This is a genomic window from Pseudomonas sp. GG8, from assembly GCF_052976945.1.
In genome coordinates this window covers 805,169-826,220 of record NZ_JBRIIP010000001.1, presented here as the reverse complement: position 1 = coordinate 826,220, position 21,052 = coordinate 805,169, and the positions used below count along the sequence as shown (strand labels likewise).

Below are 21,052 nucleotides of genomic sequence, written 5' to 3'. Positions count from 1 at the left end.
TCCAGCAAAGGTGGACAATGGCTTGAGTGTCGAACACTCGCCCCTCAGTCACAATCAATACGCTCAGTGCTGAATAGTGCGCAATAAGGTAGCAGGATGGGGGGCCTGATTAGCGACGTTCAGGAACACGCCAATACCCGGCTCGGGGCATCTAATGCGGCCCGGAAACTGAGGTAATGCTGCAGAACCAGTACTGGCGCCTCGGTTTGCGGGTAATGACCGATACCCTGTAACAGCACAGTGTCGGCATTGGGGATCAATTCGCGGTAGCGCTCGACCATGTGCGCACCGGAGATCGGATCGACCGCACCGTCGATCACACGCATAGGAACATCCCCGCGTCGCATGGCGGCCAACCAGCGATCACGCTGCACAATTCGCTCGGGAATGTAGTTGATCAAACGGTGGATGATCCGCGGTCCCTGGTTGGTTTCGATCAGGCTCCAGAAGTCATCCAGCTCACTTTCACTGGGTCGCGTGTCAGGGCCAAATATCTGGGTAAAACTTTTAACCAGACGTTCCCGGCTGAACATCCGGCCCACCAGCCAGCCCAGTGGGCTGAGCAGCAGTTTCTGGACCAGCAGTTTGCGATGGGTCTCCGGGAACAGCCCGCCATTGAGGAACACGCAACTGGCCATGGCGAACGTCCCTTCATAATGCCGGGCCAGCAATTCCTGGGCGACGCTGTCGCCGTAATCATGTGCCAACACATGCACCGCCTGTTCAACCCGCAGGTGCTCGAGCAGCGCCTGCTGCAGGTCGGCCTGTTCCAGCAGGCGGTAATCATGGTCCTGCGGCTTGGACGAATCGCCGAAACCCAGCATGTCGCAGGCAATCACCCGATAACGCTGAGTCAAGGGTTGCCACAGGTAATGCCAATCCCAACTGGCGGTGGGGAAGCCATGAATCAACAACAATGGCTCGCCCTGCCCCGCTACCCAGTAGCGAATGGTCTGGCCCCGGAACAAAAAATTTTGTCCACGGGTACGCCAGACGGACAAAGGGATCTCTGCCAGCGGCATTATTCTTTGTAGCTCGGGTCTTGTTTATCGAGTGTGCGCAGCAACGCCGGCCAGGCCAACGCCCCGCCCATGCCCTGGGTGCTTTTAGTCACCCCGGCAATCATCGCTTTCGCGCCAGCCAGGATCTGCCCGTCGACAGGAATCAGCTCCGCGCCACCGGTTTGCGCCAGCACCTGGATTTCACAGGCACGCTGGAAGGTGAACATCATCAGGAAGGCATCGGCAATGCTGCTGGCGCATGTCAACAGCCCATGATTGTTGAGCATCAAGAAGCTGTTATCACCCAGATCAGCTTGCAGCCGCGCTTTTTCTTCATGATTAAGGGCGACGCCTTCATAGGGGTGATAAGCCAGGCTCGACAGAACGAAAATCGATTGCTGACTGATCGGCAAGATCCCCTGTTTTTGCGCAGACACCGCAACCCCCGCCGCCGTATGGGTATGCAGCACGCAAGCCACATCATGCCGAACTTCATGCACCGCACTGTGAATGGTGTAGCCGGCCGGGTTGATCTCGTAGGGGCTGTCCATCAATTTGTTACCGGCCTGATCGATTTTGACCAGACTCGATGCCGTGATTTCGTGAAACATCAGGCCGAACGGGTTGATCAGGAAATCTTCGGTACCAGGAACCTTGGCCGATATGTGGGTAAAAATCAGATCGTCCCAACCGTGCATCGCAACCAACCGATAGCAGGCCGCGAGATCAACCCGCGCCTGCCATTCGGCGGCGCTGACTTGATCTTTCACGCTTCGGGAGGGCAAAACTTGGGCAACATTCACGGTGCTCACCTCGGCTTTTTATACTAATCGCGATTAGATTCCCATCTCGATCAGTCTAGTCAGGCCTGAGTATCCCGGTAGTTGCATTGGCAGCCAGCTTACTGACCGAGCGAGTCATATCAGGGCGCACGGGTAAGAGCGGAACAGGCTTGGCAGGTATTGCTGCTGCCCAGCCTGCTCACGCGGTGCGCGCGCGATCGACCGACTCAGGCGTTTAGATGACGAATAAACTCCGCCAGCCACGGTTCTGCATCGGATTCAGGGGTAACGGTCTCGCTGGCATCCAGGCGCAACATGGGTTGCACTTCACGAATCCCCAGCTCGGCAAATAGCTCGCGCACCTGCTCGCCACCGCCGCAGAACGTATCGCCATAGCTGGCGTCGCCCAGGCCAATCACTCCGCCGGGCAAGCCACGCCAGGCCGCAGGCAACAGATCGCGAATCTGCGAATAGAGCGCCTGGAAGTTATCAGGCAATTCACCCAGCCCGGTGGTCGAGGTCACGACCAGAAACGCCTCGGGCGCGAACGCTTGCAACTCTGCCAAGGTGACACGCGGGTTGTGTCTAACCTCGTGGCCAGCGGCACGAATGATTGTTTCGGCATGCCGGGCGACTTCTTCGGCAGAGCCATAGACCGACCCGGAAAGGATGACCACTTTCATAAATAGACCCTGTAACACAGTAAAAACGTCGGGCATTATGCCCCAACGCAGCGCGATGTCTTAGAATGCTGGCTTGGCAATTCGCAACGGAAGCTTCCCATGATCAATGCAAAACTGTTGCAGCTGGTAATCAACGCCTCGAATGATGGCATTGTGGTCGCTGAGCAGGAAGGTGATGACAACATCCTGATCTATGCGAACAAGGCATTCGAATCGCTGACAGGCTACGCGGTGGAAGATATTTTGTATCGCGATTGCCGTTTCCTGCAGGCCGATGACCGGCAGCAACCAGGGCTGGAGGTGATTCGCCAGGCAATTGCCAGCGGCCAGCCTTGCCGGCAGGTGCTGCGCAACTATCGCAAGGACGGCAGCGCCTTCTGGAACGAGTTATCGATCACGCCGGTATTCAATGAGGCCGATCAGCTAACCTATTTCATCGGCATTCAAAAAAATGTCAGCGCACAGATCGAAGCGCAACAGCGCGTCGTCGAGCTGGAAGCCCAGCTGGCGCTCGCACGGGCAGAGATAGAATCACTAAAAAAATGACAAGTGGGGCTAACAAACCACTGAATGAGCTGTCTGTTCTCTAATAACCGCATATTTCGGGCTTTAGCATGCAACGCGATACCCTACTCACTCAGGATGAGCTGGATTTCATTCAGAACATGCAGCACAACCCGAAGCTGAACGTGCGTGATGCGTCGCGCGGCCTGCTCGTCAATGGTGGCGTGCAGATTCAGGAGTTGCTGACCCGTCTGGCTGCCCATGAGCAGGTGACGATTCAGGCACAGTTCGAAAACCAGCAAATGACCTTTCCGTTGCATCTGGTGGAAGATGAATTCCATGCCATGCATCTGGAGTTGGGCGCGCCGAGTATTTATGAAGAACAAGGTCCTCAGGTGCGTCCGTGGCGACTGAGCCTGCCTGAACCGCTACCGCTGCAAACCGAAAAAGGTTCGCAGAGTGCGCTCTGGGTGCATGAAATCTCGTTCAAGGGGATTTTGCTGGAGAACCGCAAAGCGACCAAACCGCCAAAATACTTCGCCCAATGGTTTGCTCCGACGGGCTACGCGCCCATTGCGTTGCGCGGCACCTTCGAACGGCTGACAGAACAAGGTCTTGCGGCGTACCGTCTGAGCCAGCGCAACAAAGAAGACACTGAGCGCCTGCGCCAGTACATCCTGCAACAACATCTACTGGTTCACCCTGCTCCGCTCGACTGAGCAACCGTGAACCGCGCCCCCCTGATCAAGAAACTTCACGGTGCATCGACACCGTCTATGTGTCCAGATGCCCCGCTAAAAACTGCTGCAAACGCCGCTGCATGGAACGTCCGTCACTTCCCAGGCAAGCGATGGGCGAACCGTCGAGGCTTTCTTGCGCCAAATCCGATGCCTCCCCTGCCAACAAAACAGGGCAATCCAGGGTCAGCGCGAGGCGCTTCAGGCGCCGAGGCAGATCCGCCGCAGGTGGATGATTTGAAAACAGCACCAAGGCCTGAGGCTGAATTTTTTCACAGACCAGGCTCAGCTCTTCCAGTGGCTGACCGAGCGCCAAGACACTGATCGACGTATCTGTCGTGCCCAGCATCAACCCCGCCACCCATAGCTCCAACTCGCGACATTGACCAGGGATAGCCGCAAGTACGACCTTCAACTCCGTCGTACCGCGCAGCATCTGCAAGCGTTGCAGCGTTCGCGCACGCAAAAAGCTGTCGAGAAACAACCATTCACTGGCTTGGCCAAATTGATCCTGATGCAGCAGAAACTCCTGCCACAACGGCATCAAAATGTCCTGGAACACCACGGTCAACGGGTAACTGGCAAATATCTGGCCATATAACTGCTCCAGACCGCGCTCATCGAAGGCGCTGATGGTGCGACGCAGTTGTGCCTGCCATTCACCCCACTCACCCAGCAAGCCATCATCTGGAAGCGGATTGGACTGAGTCCTGACGATGCTGGCCTTGGCGAGAATCTTTCCGACTTTGCTGACCGCCACACCGCGTTCGATCCAGCCAAGAATACTCCGTACCTCGTCGATGTCGGCTTGGGAATACAGACGGTGGCCGCTGTCGGTGCGGGTCGGCTGGATCAGCCCGTAACGCCGCTCCCAGGCGCGCAGCGTGACCGGATTGATCCCGGTAATACGCGACACTTCGCGAATGGGGAACAACTCTTCTTGTTTGAGGCCGCTGCCCAGAGCAGGGCCAATAACAGGTTCGGTCATGACAGGCATCGCTTGAGAACTGTGGCAGCATTGTACCCTCAAGGCCGCCCCTACAAACAACGCGAGCGACGACAGCCTCTGGCTTATTCGTGGGAATCGGGAATAATCCTTGCCTGCCTTTTAAACGCAGCCCACCACCCCGGCGCTGCGTTATGTGAATTCCCTACCCGGGAAACTCACTCGCCTTACGGAGATGCACGATGTCTACCTCACCCGTCACCCTGATGGTCGCCCGCCGCGTCGCCCATGGCCGCTACCACGAACTCATCGCCTGGCTGCATGAAGGTGAGCAACTTGCCACCGACTTCCCCGGATATCTGGGCTCCGGCGTTTTAGCGCCGCCCCCTGGTGACGATGAATTCCAGATCATCTTTCGCTTCGCCGACGAATTCACAATGCACGCATGGGAGCATTCCGCGTCACGAAGCACTTGGCTGGTGCGCGGCAGTGGCTTGTTTGCCCAACCGTCGGAACACCGGGTCAGAGGCATCGACGGCTGGTTTGGTGCCGCCGGTCAGCGTCCACCGCGCTGGAAACAAGCCGTGGCCATCTGGCTCGCGTTCTTCCCGGTATCGCTAATGTTCAACTTCTTGCTGGGGCCCCTGCTCAATGAGTTGAGTTTGCTGCCTCGGGTGCTGGTCAGTACCTTGGCCCTCACACCGCTGATGGTTTTCCTGTTCATTCCACTGTCCACCCACCTGCTGTCACCCTGGTTGCACAGCGCACCTCAAGCGTCAATCCGCGCATCAGAATCGTCACCCAGCCACTAGCCAGGCGCGAAGTTCAACAACTCGCGCTGCGCGGTGCGGGTTGTTCAGTGAGGGCCATTGGTATAACTTTGCTGCAAATAATAGCCAGCTAATGGTTTCGCTGGTTCGAGCCGCATGCCGATCACTCAGGGCCCCGGCTTCAACCCTCACTGTGATGCGCGAGTTGCCCCATGGTTTTTCCCTCTGCCCCTATTCTGATCACTGGCGCCAGCCAGCGTATCGGGCTGGATTGCGCAAAACGCCTGTTGGCAGACGGTCATTCGGTTATCGTCAGCTACCGCAGCGACCGCCCGGGCGTGCAGCAATTACGTGACCTGGGAGCGCTGGCGATCCATGCCGATTTCTCATCTGAAGCGAGCATCCTGGCGTTCATCGATGAGCTCGGAAGCCACACCGACAGCCTGCGGGCAATTGTCCATAATGCCTCCCAGTGGCTGGCCGAAACGCCAGGCAATGAAGCCGCAGCCTTTACTCAAATGTTCAACGTGCACATGTTGGCGCCCTATTTGATCAACCTGCACTGCGCCCCATTGCTGCACCGCTCGCCAGTGGCCGACATCGTTCACATCAGCGATGACGTGACCCGTAAAGGCAGCAGCAAGCACATTGCCTACTGCGCCAGCAAAGCAGGGCTTGAAAGCCTGACCTTGTCATTTGCGGCCAAGTTCGCGCCCCGAATCAAGGTCAATAGCATCGCGCCAGCGCTGTTGATGTTTCAACCCGACGACGACGCGGCGTACCGCGCCAAGACCCTGGCCAAGTCCGCTATGGGCATAGAACCCGGTGCCGAGGTGATCTACCAGAGCCTGCGCTATCTGCTGGACAACCCCTACGTTACCGGCACAACTTTGACTGTAAACGGCGGTCGGCACCTTAAATAAGTCGCCCCGCGAGGATTCCTTGATGACCTTATCGCTGCCACAGCATTACCGTGAGATCCTCGTGGGCCTGGGTGAAAACCCAGACCGCGAAGGCCTGCTCGATACGCCCAAACGTGCCGCCAAAGCAATGCAATACCTGTGTCATGGCTACGAGCAAAGCGTTGAAGATATCGTCAATGGCGCGCTGTTTGCCTCAGACAACGATGAGATGGTCATCGTCAAGGACATCGAGTTGTACTCGCTGTGCGAGCATCACCTCCTGCCCTTCATTGGCAAAGCACACGTCGCCTACATCCCGACCGGCAAAGTCCTTGGGCTGTCGAAGATTGCGCGCATCGTCGACATGTTCGCCCGACGCCTGCAGATTCAGGAAAACCTCACCCGGCAGATTGCCGATACGATCCGCGAAGTGACCAGCGCCGCGGGCGTCGCCGTAGTGATTGAAGCTCAACACATGTGCATGATGATGCGCGGCGTTGAAAAACAGAATTCGACCATGATCACCTCGGTCATGCTCGGTGCATTCCGTGACTCGAGTACGACCCGTCAGGAGTTTCTGCAATTGATTGGACGGAGCAAATAGTCATGCCAAGACTCGAACCAGGAACGGCCCGCATTCGGGTCAAAGACCTGCGCCTGCGCACCTTTATCGGCATCAATGAGGACGAGATCCTCAACAAGCAGGACGTGCTGATCAACCTGACGATTCTGTATGCCGCCCAGGATGCCGTGCGGGACAACGACATCGATCACGCCCTCAACTACCGCACGATCACCAAAGCCATCATTCAGCACGTGGAAGGCAATCGTTTTGCGCTGCTGGAACGGCTGACCCAGGAAGTGCTCGATCTGGTGATGCGCCACGACGCGGTGCTGTACGCCGAAGTCGAAGTCGATAAACCTCACGCCCTGCGATTTGCCGAGTCTGTGTCGATTACCCTGGCTGGGCAGCGTTGATTCAGTGTGAATAAGGGGCTGACCAAGAACCCTCACGAATGTGTTCGCGAATGGCTTGGCCCCGGTGCCTTCCCCTCTTATCATTCAAACCATTAACTGCCTGCAAAGAGCCCATCATGACCGAGCAAGAACGCCTTGAACTCGAAGCTGCCGCCTTCCGCCGCATGGTCGCGCACCTGGACAGCCGCAAAGACGTCCAAAACATCGACCTGATGAACCTTGCCGGTTTCTGTCGCAACTGCCTGTCCAAGTGGTACAAGGCCGCAGCCGATGAGAAACAGATCGACGTCAGCCTCGACCAGGCCCGCGAAGTGGTTTACGGCATGCCTTACAGCGAGTGGAAAACCCACTACCAGCAAGAAGCCAACGCCGAGCAGAAAGCCGCGTTCGCCAAGGAAAAAAAGCATGACTGATCTGAACACCCTGCGCGCCAGCCTTCGTAGCGGCCAGCACGCCTTCGCCGACACCCTGGCATTCATCTCTACTGGCTACGACTACCAGCCACAGGCGTTCAACAACGGCAGCGTGGAAAACGCCGCCGGGCAGAACGAAGGTTCCTGCAAGACACTGGGCCTGGCCGTGCTTGAAGGTCTGAGCGATGAAGAAGCCCTGCTCGCATTTGGCGAACACTATCGCTCGGTGCAAGCGACCCCTGAAGGCAACGATCACGGCAACATCCGCGCGCTGATCGCTCACGGCCTGGTCGGGGTGACCTTCGCAGCCGAGCCGCTGAAACGCAAAGCCTGAATATTCCGTGCCAGCAAGACTGAACATAAAAAAACCGGCCTAGGCCGGTTTTTTTTTGCAGCCACAAGCAGACTTTTACAGCGAAGTGTCCTGCAGGCCATCGAGATAACGCTCGACGTCCAGTGCCGCCATGCAACCCGCACCCGCCGAGGTAATCGCCTGACGGTAGATGTGGTCAGCCACATCACCCGCCGCGAAAACACCGTCGACATTGGTAGCAGTCGCATTACCGTCACGACCGCCCTGAACCACCATGTAGCCGTCTTTCAAGGCCAGTTGACCTTCGAACAGTGACGTGTTCGGCGTGTGCCCGATAGCGATGAACACGCCATCGACTTTCAGCTCGTCGGCGCTGCCGTCATTATTTCTCAGGCGAGCACCGGTCACGCCCATGTTATCGCCCAGCACTTCTTCCAGGGTCGCGTTGAGCTTGAGCACGATCTTGCCTTCGGCAACGCGGGCATGCAGCTTGTCGATCAGGATCTTCTCGGCGCGGAACGTTTCGCGACGGTGGACCAAAGTCACTTTGCTGGCGATGTTAGCCAGGTACAGCGCCTCTTCCACGGCAGTGTTACCACCACCGACGACTGCGACTTCACGGTTGCGATAGAAGAAACCATCGCAGGTCGCGCAGGCAGAGACGCCCTTGCCCATGAAAGTTTCTTCCGACGGCAGGCCCAGATAGCGAGCGCTGGCACCGGTCGCAATGATCAAGGCGTCACAGGTGTACGTCGCGTTGTCGCCTTTGAGACTGAACGGCTTGCCAGCCAGGTCCACGGCGTTGATGTGGTCAAACACCACTTCGGTTTCGAAACGCTCGGCGTGTTCTTTCATCCGCTCCATCAACACAGGGCCGGTCAGGCCGTGGGGATCACCAGGCCAGTTATCAACCTCAGTGGTGGTGGTCAATTGACCACCTGCCTGCATGCCGGTAATCAGCAGCGGTTTGAGGTTGGCACGTGCCGCGTAGACCGCTGCGCTGTAACCGGCAGGGCCGGAGCCGAGAATAATCACTCGGGAATGACGTACATCAGACATGACACACTCCTATTGACCGGCCATCGTTACGCGTGGTCGGAACGCCGGTGTACCGGCTGGAATAAAAAAGGACCGCACAAGCACTTGGGGAAGGCTTACAACACGGCAGTCCTGAAAATATGAGGCTGCGGCCGGAGCCGCAGCCGGGGTATTACAGGTTCTTGGCGTTTTCGGCCAAGTAATCGGCAACGCCCTTGGCGTCAGCCTTCATGCCTTTTTGACCTGGGCGCCAGCCGGCTGGACAGACTTCGCCGTGCTCTTCGGTGAATTGCAGAGCTTCAACCAAACGGACCATTTCGTCGACATTGCGACCCAGTGGCAGGTTGTTAACGACCTGATGCTGAACCACACCTTCCTTGTCGATCAGGAACGAAGCGCGCAGAGCGACGCCAGCTTCGTGTTCGATGCCGTAAGCGCGAGTGATTTCGTGTTTGACGTCGGCCACCATGGTGAATTGAACTTCACCGATGCCGCCTTTTTCAACAGGGGTGCTGCGCCATGCGTGGTGAGTGAATTGCGAGTCGATGGAAACGCCGACCACTTCAACACCCAGCTCGCGGAATTTCGCGATGCGGTTGTTGTGGGCGATGATTTCAGACGGGCAAACGAAGGTGAAATCCAGAGGCCAGAAAAACAGAACCACGTATTTGCCACGCAGGGAGGACAGCTTGAAGCTGTCGACGATAGAGCCGTCACCCAATACCGCTGCTGCGTCGAAATCCGGGGCCTGCTTGTTTACCAGTACGCTCATGATGACTCCTTGGAGATTAAAATTTCAGGAAGAGATTGATAAGTTGTCGAGAAGCTTATCGGGGTCGCGAAGATTAAGGAAATATCGTTTCACAATCCACCTCATAGGCAGGGTCTATCCAGATAACCTTTGTATCAACGCTTGACCATAGACTTTACGCCGTCGGGTTTGTTACCGCGAATGTCTGCACTTTCGTACGGGCTGCAAAGCCGGTAAGGTCGGCGCGTTTACCACCACCCGGAGCCTGCCATGCCTGCCCCTGTTCTTTCTGGCCCGCAATACCTGCGTGAAGGCCTGAAACTGGTCCTAAGCCCCGGCTTGCGCCTGTTCGTTCTGCTGCCGCTGGCCATCAACCTGGTGCTATTCGGCGGCCTGATTTACCTGGCCATGCATCAGTTCGGCATGTGGGTCGACACCTTCATGCCAACCCTGCCGGTCTGGTTGAGCTTTCTCAATTACATCCTCTGGCCATTGTTCGTGGTGCTGGTGCTGCTGATGGTGTTCTTCACCTTCACCATGATCGCCAATATCATTGCCGCGCCGTTCAACGGTTTTCTCGCGGAAAAGGTCGAAGTGGTGCTACGTGGCACCGATGACTTCCCGACCTTCAGTTGGGGCGAACTGGTCGCCATGGTCCCGCGCACCTTCAGCCGGGAGATGCGCAAACTTGGCTACTTCCTGCCCCGCGCGATCGGCCTGCTGATCCTGTCCTTCATCCCGGTGGTCAATCTGGTCGCTGCGCCACTGTGGCTGTTGTTCGGCGTCTGGATGATGGCTATCCAGTACATCGACTACCCGGCGGACAACCATAAAATGGGCTGGAACGAAATGCTCGCCTGGCTGCGTGCTAAACGCTGGCAGAGCCTAAGCTTCGGCGGCATCGTCTATCTGGCGTTGCTGATTCCGGTGGTCAACATCTTGATGATGCCCGCCGCCGTAGCAGGTGCGACCTTATTCTGGGTACGCGAACGCGGAGCAGAGGCAGCGCCCGGTAACACGCTTTAAAGCTCGCCGATAGCAGCCGGTTGTTTTGTTCCAGTGACGCACCGGCAGTTATCTAAAGCACGCACTAACGCCCGATGAATTTCACTGCCATAACTATGTATGTGCTGTCACCCCGCTTGATCCTTTCTAATGGCTCTTCCAAACAACCTGTCCCTCTGCATACCACGATGAGCATGATGTTCAACGGCGGGGACGCTAGATAAAGGAAGATCACCATGAGCACTGAAATCATTCGTGAAAAAGCGCGCAACCTGCTGAATGCTGCGTTGGAAAACTGGAACCTGAACCCGGACGCCGTCTATTTCAACGGCGTCAACAACATGACCGAACGCCTGGTCATTGCTTCCATTTCACTGACCGAAGAAGCCGTAGATAAAACCCTCGAAAAAGATCTGCCTACGTACTCCTATGTAAACGGAGGTCTGTTTTCGGTAGCTTACTCGTTCGCCGATGAACACCGCGTGGAGGGGCCTGACGCTGAAACCCTGAGCCGCATCATTACTGAAATCGTTCATACCCTGGCTTAATAGCACCACGCATTTCCTTGATGGGAAGTCATTGCGGCATTAACCAGAGCATGTTCATCCTGTAAAAAGGATGAACATGTTTACCCCGTAAAAAAATGAAAACAACCAAGGCACTATTTGGCATCAGAACAGGGGCGATTAACCGGAAGGCAACCCCTTGCCGATAGGGGGTCAACCCTTTGCCCACGTCCTATAAATAACTATTTGTAGGAACTTTCTGTAGGACAACTATTCCAGCGCTCAGAATAGCTGCAACAGTTGACTCATCCTCCGCGCCGCTCGTCCTCAAATAAAAACTGGCATCTTTATTGCTCTCCTAACACTAAAAAACCAGGAGGCATTATGGCCATTGAACCCAGCATGAACTCAATTCAAACTGTTTCAAATATTCAGAAAACCATCTTTGGTTCCGTACCCGCAGCTATCGAGAGATTAGTCGAGCCTCGCTCAAGATTCGTACACACGTTAGACAGTGCCATGAGCGAATATAACGCGACTCAAGATAGAACATATCAACCGGCCCCAGCGGCACTTACAATGCTCGTACTGCCCCGCTCGACGGTGCTCATGCAGAATGATGTACGCGACAAATCCCCGAATCAAGATAAAAGCTATACACCCGCCCGATTGAAACAACTCGACCAGAAGCTAAGGACGCAACGTCGTTACGGACCCTCGATAGCGCAGGCAAGTCATTCATGCAGAATTTTAACGAGGCAGTCACAGCGTCCGAAACGCACAAAGAACACACTAAAAGTGCTAAAAGCGTATCGTTCAGAGGTTTTCTGTTGGACAGAGCCAACAACGACCCACAAGAGGCTGCACGGCTGGCTCATAGCTATGCCTACAATTCTCTCAACGGAGAAATGCATGATCTTACTGACTACCCTATTATTCGATATAGCTCGACCGGCGAAATTGTGACTGATACCACAACCTCATATTTTGAGAGAACAATGCACTCAATGAGAAAAGAGCGGATTGAACTGTATGAAACAGAATAAGCAAAGGGCACACCTCCAGTAACAATCCTGGAGAAAATACTGAATTTCAATAATGGATTGCCACAAAAGCTTCGTGAAATGGCAAACTGGCAAACTGGCAAACTGGCAAACTGGCAAACTGGCAAACTGGCAAACTCTGCGCCCAGGGTTTATCACGCGAACAGCATAACACAATAGCTGACCGGCGCTCCTGTTATTAAAGTCGTCAGTGGAACCCGCCCTCTGCCGAGAAATATCTTTGCAGTGATCAGCACCATGACACAGATACACAGAGAGTCCTCTCGGCCAACCTACAACGCCACAATTCCAAGTGACATTTGATATTTTTCCGTTCGCCGCCGGCGAGCCAGAAACAGGCACATTAGCCGTGTACAGATAACCTTCAGAGTGAACAGTTGGCAACACAGTTGATGGCTGATAACTGCTAGCCACTGCCATCTGTGAGCACGTTAAAAGTGCCGTAACCATTCCTAGGGCCGCAAGAGTCCCGTTCAACTTTTTAGAGTTAAATTTCATGTGATACTTTCTGAAAAGTATTGATGGGCGGCAAAACCTCAAAAGCCTGAAGTTAATAGCCCTGTGTACCGAGACCCAACACTGCAACAAGAGCATTGAAACTCGACAAACCTCACGTTACTTAGAAAGCATTCAGCGGCAACATGAAACCCACTGAAATAGTGACTTAAAGAAACGTCCTACATAACTATAAGACCGACACTTAAATAAAAAACCCGTTAGCAAATAACTACCATGCCCCGCCTCCAATCTGATATTAACCACCTGAACCCGGCACGCCCCGTTCAATAATATTTAATCAAATTAAACTGATAAAACGCGCGAGCAGCAACTGCCCGCCCATCACCGTCACAAATCCATCATCAAATCACCACATAAGCGACATGCCCTCAGCCGAGACTGACGTCATGAGCACGATCTTGCATGTCACCCTGATTACCGAAACCTTCCCGCCAGAGATCAATGGCGTGGCCAATACCCTTGGTCGGTTGTGCGACGGCCTGCGTCTGCGCGGTCACCGTGTCGAGTTGATACGTCCGCGCCAGAGTGAAGATGCAGGGCTTGTCGCCGCAGACGATCTGATGCTGTGCCGTGGCTGGCCGATTCCGGGATATCCCGGGTTGCAATGGGGGCAATCATCAATGCACAAGCTGTTGCGGCGCTGGACGCGGCAACGCCCGGATGTGCTGTACATCGCCACCGAAGGGCCGCTGGGATTGTCCGCATTGCGCGCGGCAAGGCGCTTGGGAATTGCCGTGGTCAGTGGTTTTCACACCAACTTCCAGCAGTACACTCACGAATACGGGTTCGGGTTTGTCACCCGCCTGCTGACGCATTACTTGCGCTGGTTTCACAATCGCTCACAGATCACCGTCGTGCCCAGCCTGAGCCAGAAAATGGAGCTGGAGCGTCGTGGTTTTGAGCGGGTTGAACTGCTGTCGCGGGGCGTCGACAGTCAGTTGTTTCATCCATCGAAGCGCTCGGCGGCGCTGCGTGAAAGCTGGGGGCTGAGCGTGGACGATATTGCCGTGCTGCATGTGGGCAGGCTCGCTCCCGAGAAAAATCTGGGCCTGCTTAAAACCAGCTTTGACGCCCTGCAAGCGGCACACCCTCGACAAACGCTGAAGTTGATTATCGTCGGCGACGGCCCGCAACGAACGACGCTGGAACAGCAACTGCCGAACGCGATTTTCTGCGGCACGCAACGGGGGGACATACTGGCGACGCACTATGCATCAGGGGATTTGTTTGTATTCCCGAGCCTGACCGAAACCTTTGGCAATGTGGTGCTTGAGGCCTTGGCGTCCGGGCTGGGCGTGATTGCCTATGACCAAGCCGCTGCGGCTCAGCATATTCGTCACGGCCACAATGGTGCACTAGCGATGCCGGGGGATGAGGAAGCGTTTATCGATGCCGCACGTTGGTTGCTCGAAGAAAGCGAAACGCTGCGCAGAGTCCGCTTGAACGCGCGGCAACACGCCAGTCGTCAGGGATGGGCGGCGATTATCGACCTGTTCGAAAGACAATTACGCAGCGCGTGCGCGATGAGCAACAAGGCGTTGCCCATGGGGCAATTATTGTAAGCGCGTGGGGACCGCCCAGTCCTTGCCCGCGATCAGCTTGACGGTGTGTCAGGCATGATGCCATCGCGGGCAAGCGCCTACAGGTTTTAGACCAACGTCATTAAGGCGTCACGGCTGAACGGCAGGATGTCCTGCTCGCGGCCATCACGCACCTTCACCGCCCAGTCAGGGTCCACCAGTAATGCACGGCCTACCGCGACCAAGTCGAACTCGTCGTTGTTCAAACGCTGCAGCAGGTTGTCCAGGCTCGCCGGTTGCGCGATCTTGTCGGTATTAACCATGAATTGCAGGAACTCGCCATCAAGCCCGACACTGCCCACGGTGATGGTCGGTTTGCCGGTCAGCTTGCGGGTCCAGCCGGCCAGGTTCAGATCAGAGCCTTCAAACTCAGGTTCCCAGAAGCGACGTGTCGAACAATGAAAGATATCTACGCCAGCGTCTGACAGCGGCTTGAGGAATTCGCCCAGCGCTTCCGGCGTCTGCACCAGACGTGCGCTGTAGTCCTGCTGCTTCCACTGCGAGAAACGGAAGATGATCGGAAAATCAGGGCCGACCGCAGCACGCACTGCCTGGATCAACTCGATGGCAAAACGCGAACGGCCGGCCAGATCGCCGCCATATTCATCCGTGCGCTGATTGGTGCCTTCCCAGAAAAACTGATCGACGAGATAACCGTGAGCACCGTGGATTTCAACGCCGTCCATGCCAATCGCCTTGGCGTCCCTGGCTGCCTGAGCGAAGGCGCTAATCACGTCCTGAATGTCTTGTTTGGACATGCCGTGCACCACGACCTGACCGTCTTTGAGTTTTTCCGTTGGCCCGTAACCCGGCACGCTGGCGTCAGGCTCCGTGCCGACGCGGCGAACGCTGCCCACATGCCACAGTTGCGGGACGATTTTGCCGCCTTCGGCATGCACCGCATCCACGACTTTTTTCCAGCCGGCCAACGGCGCTTCACCAAAGAACTGCGGGACGTTCGGGTAACCGTTAGAGGCTTTGTGATTAACCGTCGTACCTTCGGTGATGATCAGACCTACGCCTGCGGCAGCACGCCGGCGGTAATATTCGATGACTTTGGAGTTAGGTACGCCACCAGGGGAAAACGAGCGGGTCATGGGTGCCATGACCACGCGTGACGGCAATTGCAAATGGCCCAGATGAAAGGGTTTGAACAAGGCGTTGACTGGCATGTGACGCTCCTCGGGAATCAATCGGTATCAGTGGGGCCGGGCGCCAACAGACGCTCAAGCTGGTTCAGAAAAACGTCGAGGGAGGCGACACTGCCTCCCACTTTCATGCGCATCAACGCCCCTTCCCAGGCATTGGCGATAAATTCGGCGAGCGCGGCACAGTCCGTATTGCGAGGCAACTCACCGGCCTGACGGGCGGCCGTCAGGCACTCGGCAAGAATCGCCACCGAACGCTCAAGGATCTGTTCCACCTGGCTGGCGATGGGTTGGCAGCCATCCGCCATTTCGAAACTCAAGCTGCCGATAAAGCAGTGATACTCAGGTTTCTCTTGTCGGGAAAAATGCTCGAGCAGGTCGCGGTAGTAACTCAGGACCCGCTCACGCGGGCTCTGCGTCGGGTCTGCCAGCACAGCGGCGTAACGCTGCAATCGCGGCGCGTACAAATACTCCAGCGCTTGCACGGCAAAGTCTTCTTTGCTGGCGAAGTAGTGATAAAACGAACCCTTGGGAATACCTGCGGCCTGGACAATCTCCAGCACGCCCGTGCCGTGATAACCGCGACGGGTCATCAGGTGGGCGCCTTTGGCGAGGATCAGATCACGCTTGTCGAGTCGAATGGATGTGCTCATGGTGCGAAGCATATGACCGGTCGTCTCGCTTCTGCCAGCACTATTGATTTGGGTGATTTAGCCGTAAAAGTCGGGGGGAGAATAAAGGCAAATAGCGAGGATTCAATGGACAAAACCGGGAGGAGAAAAGCTTGCCGGGCGTGCTCGAATGGCAACCCGGCGGGCGAAGCAGGTGGATCAGCTCAGGGCTTTTTCAATAGCCTGAACCACCGAGTGATCTTCTGGAGACGTACTTGGCGAGAACCGCGCGAGGACGCGGCCGTCTTTACCCACCAGAAACTTCTCGAAGTTCCAGGTAATGTCTCCGGGAAATTCGGCACCTTCACCGACCAACAGACGGTACAGCGAATGACGATGAGCGCCGTTCACTTCAAGCTTGCTGCCCAACGGAAATGTCACTCCGTAATTCAGGGTGCAGAACTCTTGAATCTCCGCTTCGGACCCAGGTTCCTGGCCAGCAAATTGATTGCACGGCAGACCCAGCACGCTGAAGCCTTGATCCTTGTACTTTTGATAAAGTTTTTCCAACTCCGCGTATTGCGGTGTCAGACCACACTTGGAGGCGACGTTGACCACCAGCACGACTTTGCCCTTGAAGGGCGCGAGAGGCAATTCCTGGCCATCCAGAGCTTTTAATGTCGTGTCGTGAAAAACACTCATGACGAACTCCCAAATAACTAGCGAACTAAAAAGGCGCCCGTATCAGGCCGTGGAAACGAACCCGTCGTCTTCACATACCTGCCTGGGCGCCTTGCCAGCTAACAGAGCTTAGCAGCACAAATCAATGGTGATGGCCGCCTTCGCCATGCACGTGACCATGAGCGACTTCTTCCTGGCTGGCGTCACGAATTTCAATGATCTTGACCTCGAAATTCAAACGCTGACCCGCCAAAGGATGGTTGCCGTCAACGGTCACATCATCGCCATCCAGATCGCGGATGGTCACGATCTGCATGCTGCCGTCCGGGCCCGACGCGTGGAACTGCATACCCACTTCCAGTTCGTCGACACCTTCGAACATGCTGCGGCTCAGGGTGCTGACCAGTTCGGCCAGGTATTCGCCATAAGCGTCTTCCGGCTCGATGGACACTTTCAGTTCGTCACCGACGCTCTTGCCATCCAGAGCCTTCTCCAGGCCCGGAATGATGTTGCCTGCACCTTGCAGGTAGACCAGCGGCGCGCCGCCGGCGGAACTATCGATGACCTCACCAGCGTCGTTGGTCAGGGTATAGTCAATGGAGACAGCCTTGTTGGCGGCGATCGGCATGGGGCAAGACCTTTTGCTTAAGATTGGAGAACGATCAAGTTTAACCAAGCAATCGCCCGAAAGCGAACGCAACTCTGACGGACGGCCCAGATTGGAAAACCCGACACTTCTTGAGTTTCGCCAGGACGAGGAAGGGCACTGGATTGCCGTGCTTTCCTGCGGCCACACCCAGCATCTACGCCATCAACCGCCATGGCAATCGCGGCCTTGGGTGCTTGATCCAGCGCAACGGCAACAACGAATAGGTAAAAGCTTTAGCTGTGGCTGGTGTGCGCAGAGCCTGGATAGCGATAGTCTTATGCCCAACCAAGGCACCGAGAATCGATAGCGTGCCTGTAATGTACGAAAAGAATCAGTGACGTAAACCGGTATTTTGGCTGGCTGATCCGCGCCGCCCTTGCACTGCTCAATTGAGAAGCCCGCATGCAAACTTTTTTTATCGCCCCCACTGACTTCGGTGTGGGTCTGACTTCCATCAGCCTGGGCCTGGTGCGCACGCTTGAACGTGCAGGGCTCAAGGTCGGCTTTTTCAAACCCATCGCCCAACCTCATCCGGGCGATCTGGGGCCAGAGCGATCCACCGAACTGGTCGCTCGCACCCACGGGCTCAAGCCTCCTAAACCGCTGGGGCTGGCCCATGTCGAACGGATGCTCGGCGATGGCCAGCTAGACGAATTGCTGGAAGAAATCATCCAGTTGTATCAAGAGGCGGCGGTAGGCAAGGACGTGCTGATCGTCGAAGGCATGGTACCTACCCGCCATGCCAGCTACGCCGCGCGGGTCAATCTGCATTTGGCGAAAAGCCTGGATGCAGAAGTGATTCTGGTCTCCGCGCCGGAAAATGAAGTGCTGACCGAGCTGTCCGGGCGGGTCGAATTGCAGGCGCAACTGTTCGGCGGGCCAAAAGACCCTAAAGTCCTCGGCGTAATTTTGAACAAAGTGCGCACCGACGAAAGCATGGAAGCCTTCGCCGCTCGCCTCAAAGAACACTCGCCTTTGTTGCGCAACGGTGATTTCCGCCTACTGGGCTGTATTCCGTTTCAGGCTGACCTGAACGCACCGCGTACCCGCGACGTGGCCGATCTGCTTGGCGCACAGGTACTCAATGCCGGCGATTACGAGCAGCGGCGCATGTCTAAAGTCATCCTCTGCGCGCGCACCGTGCTCAACACCGTATCGCTGCTTAAACCGGGCGTACTCGTGGTAACGCCTGGCGATCGCGATGACATCATCCTCGCCGTCAGCCTTGCAGCGATGAACGGCGTCCCGTTGGCTGGCCTGCTGCTGACCAGCGACACCGTGCCTGATCCACGGATCATGGAGCTGTGCCGCGGCGCGCTACAAGCGGGCTTGCCCGTATTGTCCGTGAGCACCGGCTCGTATGACACGGCGAACCAGCTGAACCAACTGAACAAAGAGATCCCTATCGATGACCGCGAGCGCGCGGAAATAATTACCGATTTTGTCGCCGGGCATCTGGACGCGAAGTGGTTGCACCAGCGTTGCGGCACACCTCGGGAAATGCGCCTGTCCCCGGCGGTCTTTCGCTATCAATTGATCCAGCGCGCACAAGCCGCCAACAAGCGTATCGTCCTCCCGGAAGGCAGCGAGCCGTTGACCATCCAGGCGGCGGCCATCTGCCAGGCACGCGGCATCGCCCGTTGCGTGCTGCTGGCCAAGCCAGAAGAAGTCTATGCCGTGGCCCAGGCCCAGGGCATCGAGTTGCCAGCAGGGCTGGAAATTCTCGACCCGGACCTGATCCGGGGACGCTATATCGTACCCATGGTCGAGCTGCGCAAAAGCAAGAGCCTCAACGCGCCGATGGCCGAACAGCAATTGGAAGACACCGTAGTGATCGGCACCATGATGCTGGCGCTCGATGAGGTCGACGGCCTGGTTTCCGGGGTCATCCACTCCACCGCCAATACCATCCGTCCGGCGTTGCAACTGATCAAGACCGCGCCGGGCTGCACCTTGGTGTCGTCCGTATTTTTCATGCTGTTCCCGGAGCAGGTACTGGTCTACGGCGACTGCATCATGAACCCGCACCCCAGCGCCAACGAGTTGGCTGAAATCGCCCTGCAAAGCGCCGATTCGGCAGTGGCTTTCGGCATTGCGCCGAGGGTGGCGATGATCAGTTACTCCAGCGGTGATTCGGCCAGCGGCGAAGAAGTGGAAAAAGTCCGTGAAGCCACGCAACTGGCGCATCGGGCCCAAAGCGACCTTTTGATCGACGGTCCGCTGCAGTACGATGCCGCCGCCAACGAAACCGTCGCTCGCCAACTGGCGCCCAACAGCCCGGTCGCCGGACGTGCCACGGTGTTTGTGTTCCCGGACCTGAATACCGGCAACACCACTTACAAAGCCGTGCAGCGCAGCGCAGATTGCGTCAGCCTCGGCCCGATGCTGCAAGGCCTGCGCAAACCGGTTAACGACCTGCCGCGCGGCGCTCAGGTCGATGACATCGTCTACACCATCGCCCTTACGGCGATTCAGGCTGACAACCTTTCCTGACCCCAATAACAACCGCCGGGAAGTCCGGCGGCACTTGAACTATTTTTGGAGCCCTGCCCCGCATGGACTTTTTGCCTGCCCCATTGCGAGGCGTGATTGCCTCGTTGCTTTTGGCGCTTAACACAATCGTTTGCTGCACACCGTTGTTCGTGGTCGCCATCTTCAAGCTGTGCCTGCCCTTCCCTGCCGCCCAACGCTTGACCGACTGGCTGATGAGCCACATCCACGAAGCCTGGATCAGCAACAACAAAGCCTGGATGAAGCTGGTGCGCAACACCCGCTGGCACCTGAGCGGGCTCGAAGGCCTGGACTATCAACACTCGTACCTGATTACCAGCAACCATCAAAGCTGGGTCGACATCATGGTCCTGCAATACGTACTCAATCGGCGCATCCGTCCGCTGAAGTTCTTTCTCAAGCAGGAGTTGATCTGGGTACCGGTTATTGGCCTGGCCTGGTGGGCGCTGGGTTTTCCGTTCATGAAGCGTTACTCCAAGGCGTACCTGGCCAAACACCCGGAGAAGAAGGGCAAAGACCTGGAAACCACGCAGCGTACTTGCGACAAGTTCCGCAATAACCCGGTGGGTATCTTCAACTTCGTGGAAGGCACGCGGTTCACCGAGAGCAAACACGCCGAGCAGAACTCGCCCTTTCGCCACCTGCTCAAACCCAAAGCGGGCGGCATCGCGTTTGTACTCGACGCCATGGGCGATCAGTTGGAGGCCATCGTCAACGTGACCATTCACTACCCAGGTGGGCGCCCAGGTTACTGGGATCTGCTGTGCGGTAACGTCAGGGAAGTGGTCGCGCATTTCGAAGAAATCAAAATCCCACCGCAGTTCATCGGCAGCAATTATGACCAGGACGGTGAATACCGCCTGGAATTCCAGCAGTGGATCAACCGATTGTGGGAAGACAAGGATTTACTCCTGGATCGCCTGCACCAGGAATACCCACAAAAGCGTTGATCGCAACCTG

Annotated in this window: 24 protein-coding genes; 14 read left to right on the top strand and 10 right to left on the bottom strand. The window is 56.5% G+C overall.

The annotated features are described in order from the left end of the window. Nucleotides 1–119: 119 nt before the first annotated feature. The 3 genes from ACVBEG_RS04105 to ACVBEG_RS04095 form a co-directional block, all read right to left on the bottom strand. Nucleotides 120–1,022 carry an alpha/beta fold hydrolase gene (locus ACVBEG_RS04105; RefSeq protein WP_322177983.1) on the bottom strand — a complete coding sequence of 301 codons (903 nt, stop codon included), beginning with the start codon at nucleotides 1,020–1,022 and terminating at the stop codon, nucleotides 120–122. Next, the gene (locus ACVBEG_RS04100) at nucleotides 1,022–1,786 is read right to left on the bottom strand and encodes a class II aldolase/adducin family protein (RefSeq protein ID WP_407074567.1); all 765 of its coding nucleotides are present in this window, start codon (nucleotides 1,784–1,786) and stop codon (nucleotides 1,022–1,024) included. The genes ACVBEG_RS04105 and ACVBEG_RS04100 overlap by 1 nt, the downstream gene beginning before the upstream one ends. Nucleotides 1,787–2,010: 224 nt before the next feature. After that, nucleotides 2,011–2,466, bottom strand: a complete 456-nt coding sequence (locus tag ACVBEG_RS04095) for a flavodoxin (RefSeq protein WP_322177981.1) — start codon at nucleotides 2,464–2,466, stop codon at nucleotides 2,011–2,013. A 99-nt stretch (nucleotides 2,467–2,565) separates the two neighbouring features. On the opposite strand from ACVBEG_RS04095, the gene ACVBEG_RS04090 reads away from it, so the two are divergent. Together ACVBEG_RS04090 and ACVBEG_RS04085 are read left to right on the top strand one after the other, a co-directional pair. Further along, nucleotides 2,566–3,012, top strand: coding sequence for a PAS domain-containing protein (locus tag ACVBEG_RS04090; protein ID WP_322177980.1), 447 nt, complete (start codon nucleotides 2,566–2,568; stop codon nucleotides 3,010–3,012). Nucleotides 3,013–3,080: 68 nt separating this feature from the next. Further along, nucleotides 3,081–3,689, top strand: a complete 609-nt coding sequence (locus tag ACVBEG_RS04085; protein WP_322177979.1) for a hypothetical protein — start codon at nucleotides 3,081–3,083, stop codon at nucleotides 3,687–3,689. Between the two features lie 55 nt (nucleotides 3,690–3,744). Here ACVBEG_RS04085 and ACVBEG_RS04080 read toward each other — a convergent pair whose 3' ends face one another. Next, nucleotides 3,745–4,695: a MerR family transcriptional regulator gene (locus ACVBEG_RS04080; protein WP_322177978.1), complete on the bottom strand. Its 951-nt coding sequence runs from the start codon at nucleotides 4,693–4,695 to the stop codon at nucleotides 3,745–3,747. A gap of 200 nt (nucleotides 4,696–4,895) precedes the next feature. Between ACVBEG_RS04080 and ACVBEG_RS04075 the strand changes: the two genes are divergently transcribed. The 6 genes from ACVBEG_RS04075 (at nucleotide 4,896) to ACVBEG_RS04050 (ending at nucleotide 8,050) form a co-directional block, all read left to right on the top strand. Beyond that, complete coding sequence (locus ACVBEG_RS04075; RefSeq protein WP_322278416.1) at nucleotides 4,896–5,465, top strand: antibiotic biosynthesis monooxygenase; 570 nt, start codon at nucleotides 4,896–4,898, stop codon at nucleotides 5,463–5,465. Between the two features lie 170 nt (nucleotides 5,466–5,635). Continuing rightward, nucleotides 5,636–6,346, top strand: a complete 711-nt coding sequence (gene folM, locus ACVBEG_RS04070) for a dihydromonapterin reductase (RefSeq protein ID WP_322177976.1) — start codon at nucleotides 5,636–5,638, stop codon at nucleotides 6,344–6,346. A 22-nt stretch (nucleotides 6,347–6,368) separates the two neighbouring features. Beyond that, the gene (gene folE, locus ACVBEG_RS04065) at nucleotides 6,369–6,929 is read left to right on the top strand and encodes a GTP cyclohydrolase I FolE (protein WP_322177975.1); all 561 of its coding nucleotides are present in this window, start codon (nucleotides 6,369–6,371) and stop codon (nucleotides 6,927–6,929) included. A 2-nt stretch (nucleotides 6,930–6,931) separates the two neighbouring features. Beyond that, nucleotides 6,932–7,303: a dihydroneopterin triphosphate 2'-epimerase gene (gene folX, locus ACVBEG_RS04060; RefSeq protein WP_322177974.1), complete on the top strand. Its 372-nt coding sequence runs from the start codon at nucleotides 6,932–6,934 to the stop codon at nucleotides 7,301–7,303. Nucleotides 7,304–7,419: 116 nt separating this feature from the next. Beyond that, the gene (locus ACVBEG_RS04055; RefSeq protein WP_322177973.1) at nucleotides 7,420–7,716 is read left to right on the top strand and encodes a DUF1244 domain-containing protein; all 297 of its coding nucleotides are present in this window, start codon (nucleotides 7,420–7,422) and stop codon (nucleotides 7,714–7,716) included. Then, entirely contained in the window at nucleotides 7,709–8,050 is a 342-nt protein-coding gene (locus tag ACVBEG_RS04050; protein WP_322177972.1) for a HopJ type III effector protein, read from the top strand. Before ACVBEG_RS04055 ends, ACVBEG_RS04050 begins: the two co-directional genes overlap by 8 nt. A 75-nt stretch (nucleotides 8,051–8,125) precedes the next feature. On the opposite strand, the gene trxB is transcribed toward ACVBEG_RS04050, so the two are convergent. Next, entirely contained in the window at nucleotides 8,126–9,088 is a 963-nt protein-coding gene (trxB, locus tag ACVBEG_RS04045) for a thioredoxin-disulfide reductase (RefSeq protein WP_322177971.1), read from the bottom strand. Between the two features lie 151 nt (nucleotides 9,089–9,239). Beyond that, nucleotides 9,240–9,839, bottom strand: a complete 600-nt coding sequence (locus tag ACVBEG_RS04040; protein WP_322177970.1) for a peroxiredoxin — start codon at nucleotides 9,837–9,839, stop codon at nucleotides 9,240–9,242. Between the two features lie 249 nt (nucleotides 9,840–10,088). Between ACVBEG_RS04040 and cysZ the strand changes: the two genes are divergently transcribed. The 3 genes from cysZ (at nucleotide 10,089) to ACVBEG_RS04025 (ending at nucleotide 14,474) form a co-directional block, all read left to right on the top strand. Then, nucleotides 10,089–10,844 (top strand): sulfate transporter CysZ, encoded by a 756-nt coding sequence (cysZ, locus tag ACVBEG_RS04035; protein ID WP_322278408.1) that lies wholly within the window; start codon nucleotides 10,089–10,091, stop codon nucleotides 10,842–10,844. Nucleotides 10,845–11,059: 215 nt separating this feature from the next. Continuing rightward, nucleotides 11,060–11,371: a hypothetical protein gene (locus tag ACVBEG_RS04030; RefSeq protein WP_322177968.1), complete on the top strand. Its 312-nt coding sequence runs from the start codon at nucleotides 11,060–11,062 to the stop codon at nucleotides 11,369–11,371. A gap of 1,927 nt (nucleotides 11,372–13,298) precedes the next feature. Further along, nucleotides 13,299–14,474: a glycosyltransferase family 4 protein gene (locus ACVBEG_RS04025; protein WP_322177966.1), complete on the top strand. Its 1,176-nt coding sequence runs from the start codon at nucleotides 13,299–13,301 to the stop codon at nucleotides 14,472–14,474. Between the two features lie 86 nt (nucleotides 14,475–14,560). Here ACVBEG_RS04025 and ACVBEG_RS04020 read toward each other — a convergent pair whose 3' ends face one another. The 4 genes from ACVBEG_RS04020 to ACVBEG_RS04005 form a co-directional block, all read right to left on the bottom strand. Further along, the gene (locus tag ACVBEG_RS04020; protein ID WP_322177965.1) at nucleotides 14,561–15,664 is read right to left on the bottom strand and encodes an NADH:flavin oxidoreductase; all 1,104 of its coding nucleotides are present in this window, start codon (nucleotides 15,662–15,664) and stop codon (nucleotides 14,561–14,563) included. Nucleotides 15,665–15,681: 17 nt separating this feature from the next. Beyond that, entirely contained in the window at nucleotides 15,682–16,293 is a 612-nt protein-coding gene (locus ACVBEG_RS04015; protein WP_407074566.1) for a TetR/AcrR family transcriptional regulator, read from the bottom strand. 177 nt (nucleotides 16,294–16,470) lie between these two features. Next, nucleotides 16,471–16,953, bottom strand: a complete 483-nt coding sequence (locus ACVBEG_RS04010) for a glutathione peroxidase (RefSeq protein WP_447107404.1) — start codon at nucleotides 16,951–16,953, stop codon at nucleotides 16,471–16,473. A 121-nt stretch (nucleotides 16,954–17,074) separates the two neighbouring features. Then, complete coding sequence (locus ACVBEG_RS04005) at nucleotides 17,075–17,560, bottom strand: FKBP-type peptidyl-prolyl cis-trans isomerase (RefSeq protein ID WP_322177962.1); 486 nt, start codon at nucleotides 17,558–17,560, stop codon at nucleotides 17,075–17,077. A 13-nt stretch (nucleotides 17,561–17,573) separates the two neighbouring features. Here ACVBEG_RS04005 and ACVBEG_RS04000 point away from each other — a divergent pair, with 13 nt between their 5' ends. The 3 genes from ACVBEG_RS04000 to ACVBEG_RS03990 all read left to right on the top strand — a co-directional run bounded on the left by ACVBEG_RS04000 (nucleotide 17,574) and on the right by ACVBEG_RS03990 (nucleotide 21,042). Further along, nucleotides 17,574–17,888 carry a DUF3565 domain-containing protein gene (locus ACVBEG_RS04000; RefSeq protein ID WP_322183028.1) on the top strand — a complete coding sequence of 105 codons (315 nt, stop codon included), beginning with the start codon at nucleotides 17,574–17,576 and terminating at the stop codon, nucleotides 17,886–17,888. A gap of 95 nt (nucleotides 17,889–17,983) precedes the next feature. Further along, entirely contained in the window at nucleotides 17,984–20,074 is a 2,091-nt protein-coding gene (gene pta / locus ACVBEG_RS03995) for a phosphate acetyltransferase (RefSeq protein WP_322177961.1), read from the top strand. Between the two features lie 62 nt (nucleotides 20,075–20,136). Continuing rightward, a complete protein-coding gene (locus ACVBEG_RS03990; RefSeq protein ID WP_330201529.1) occupies nucleotides 20,137–21,042 on the top strand; it encodes an acyltransferase in 906 nt (301 codons plus the stop codon). Nucleotides 21,043–21,052 lie beyond the last annotated feature (10 nt).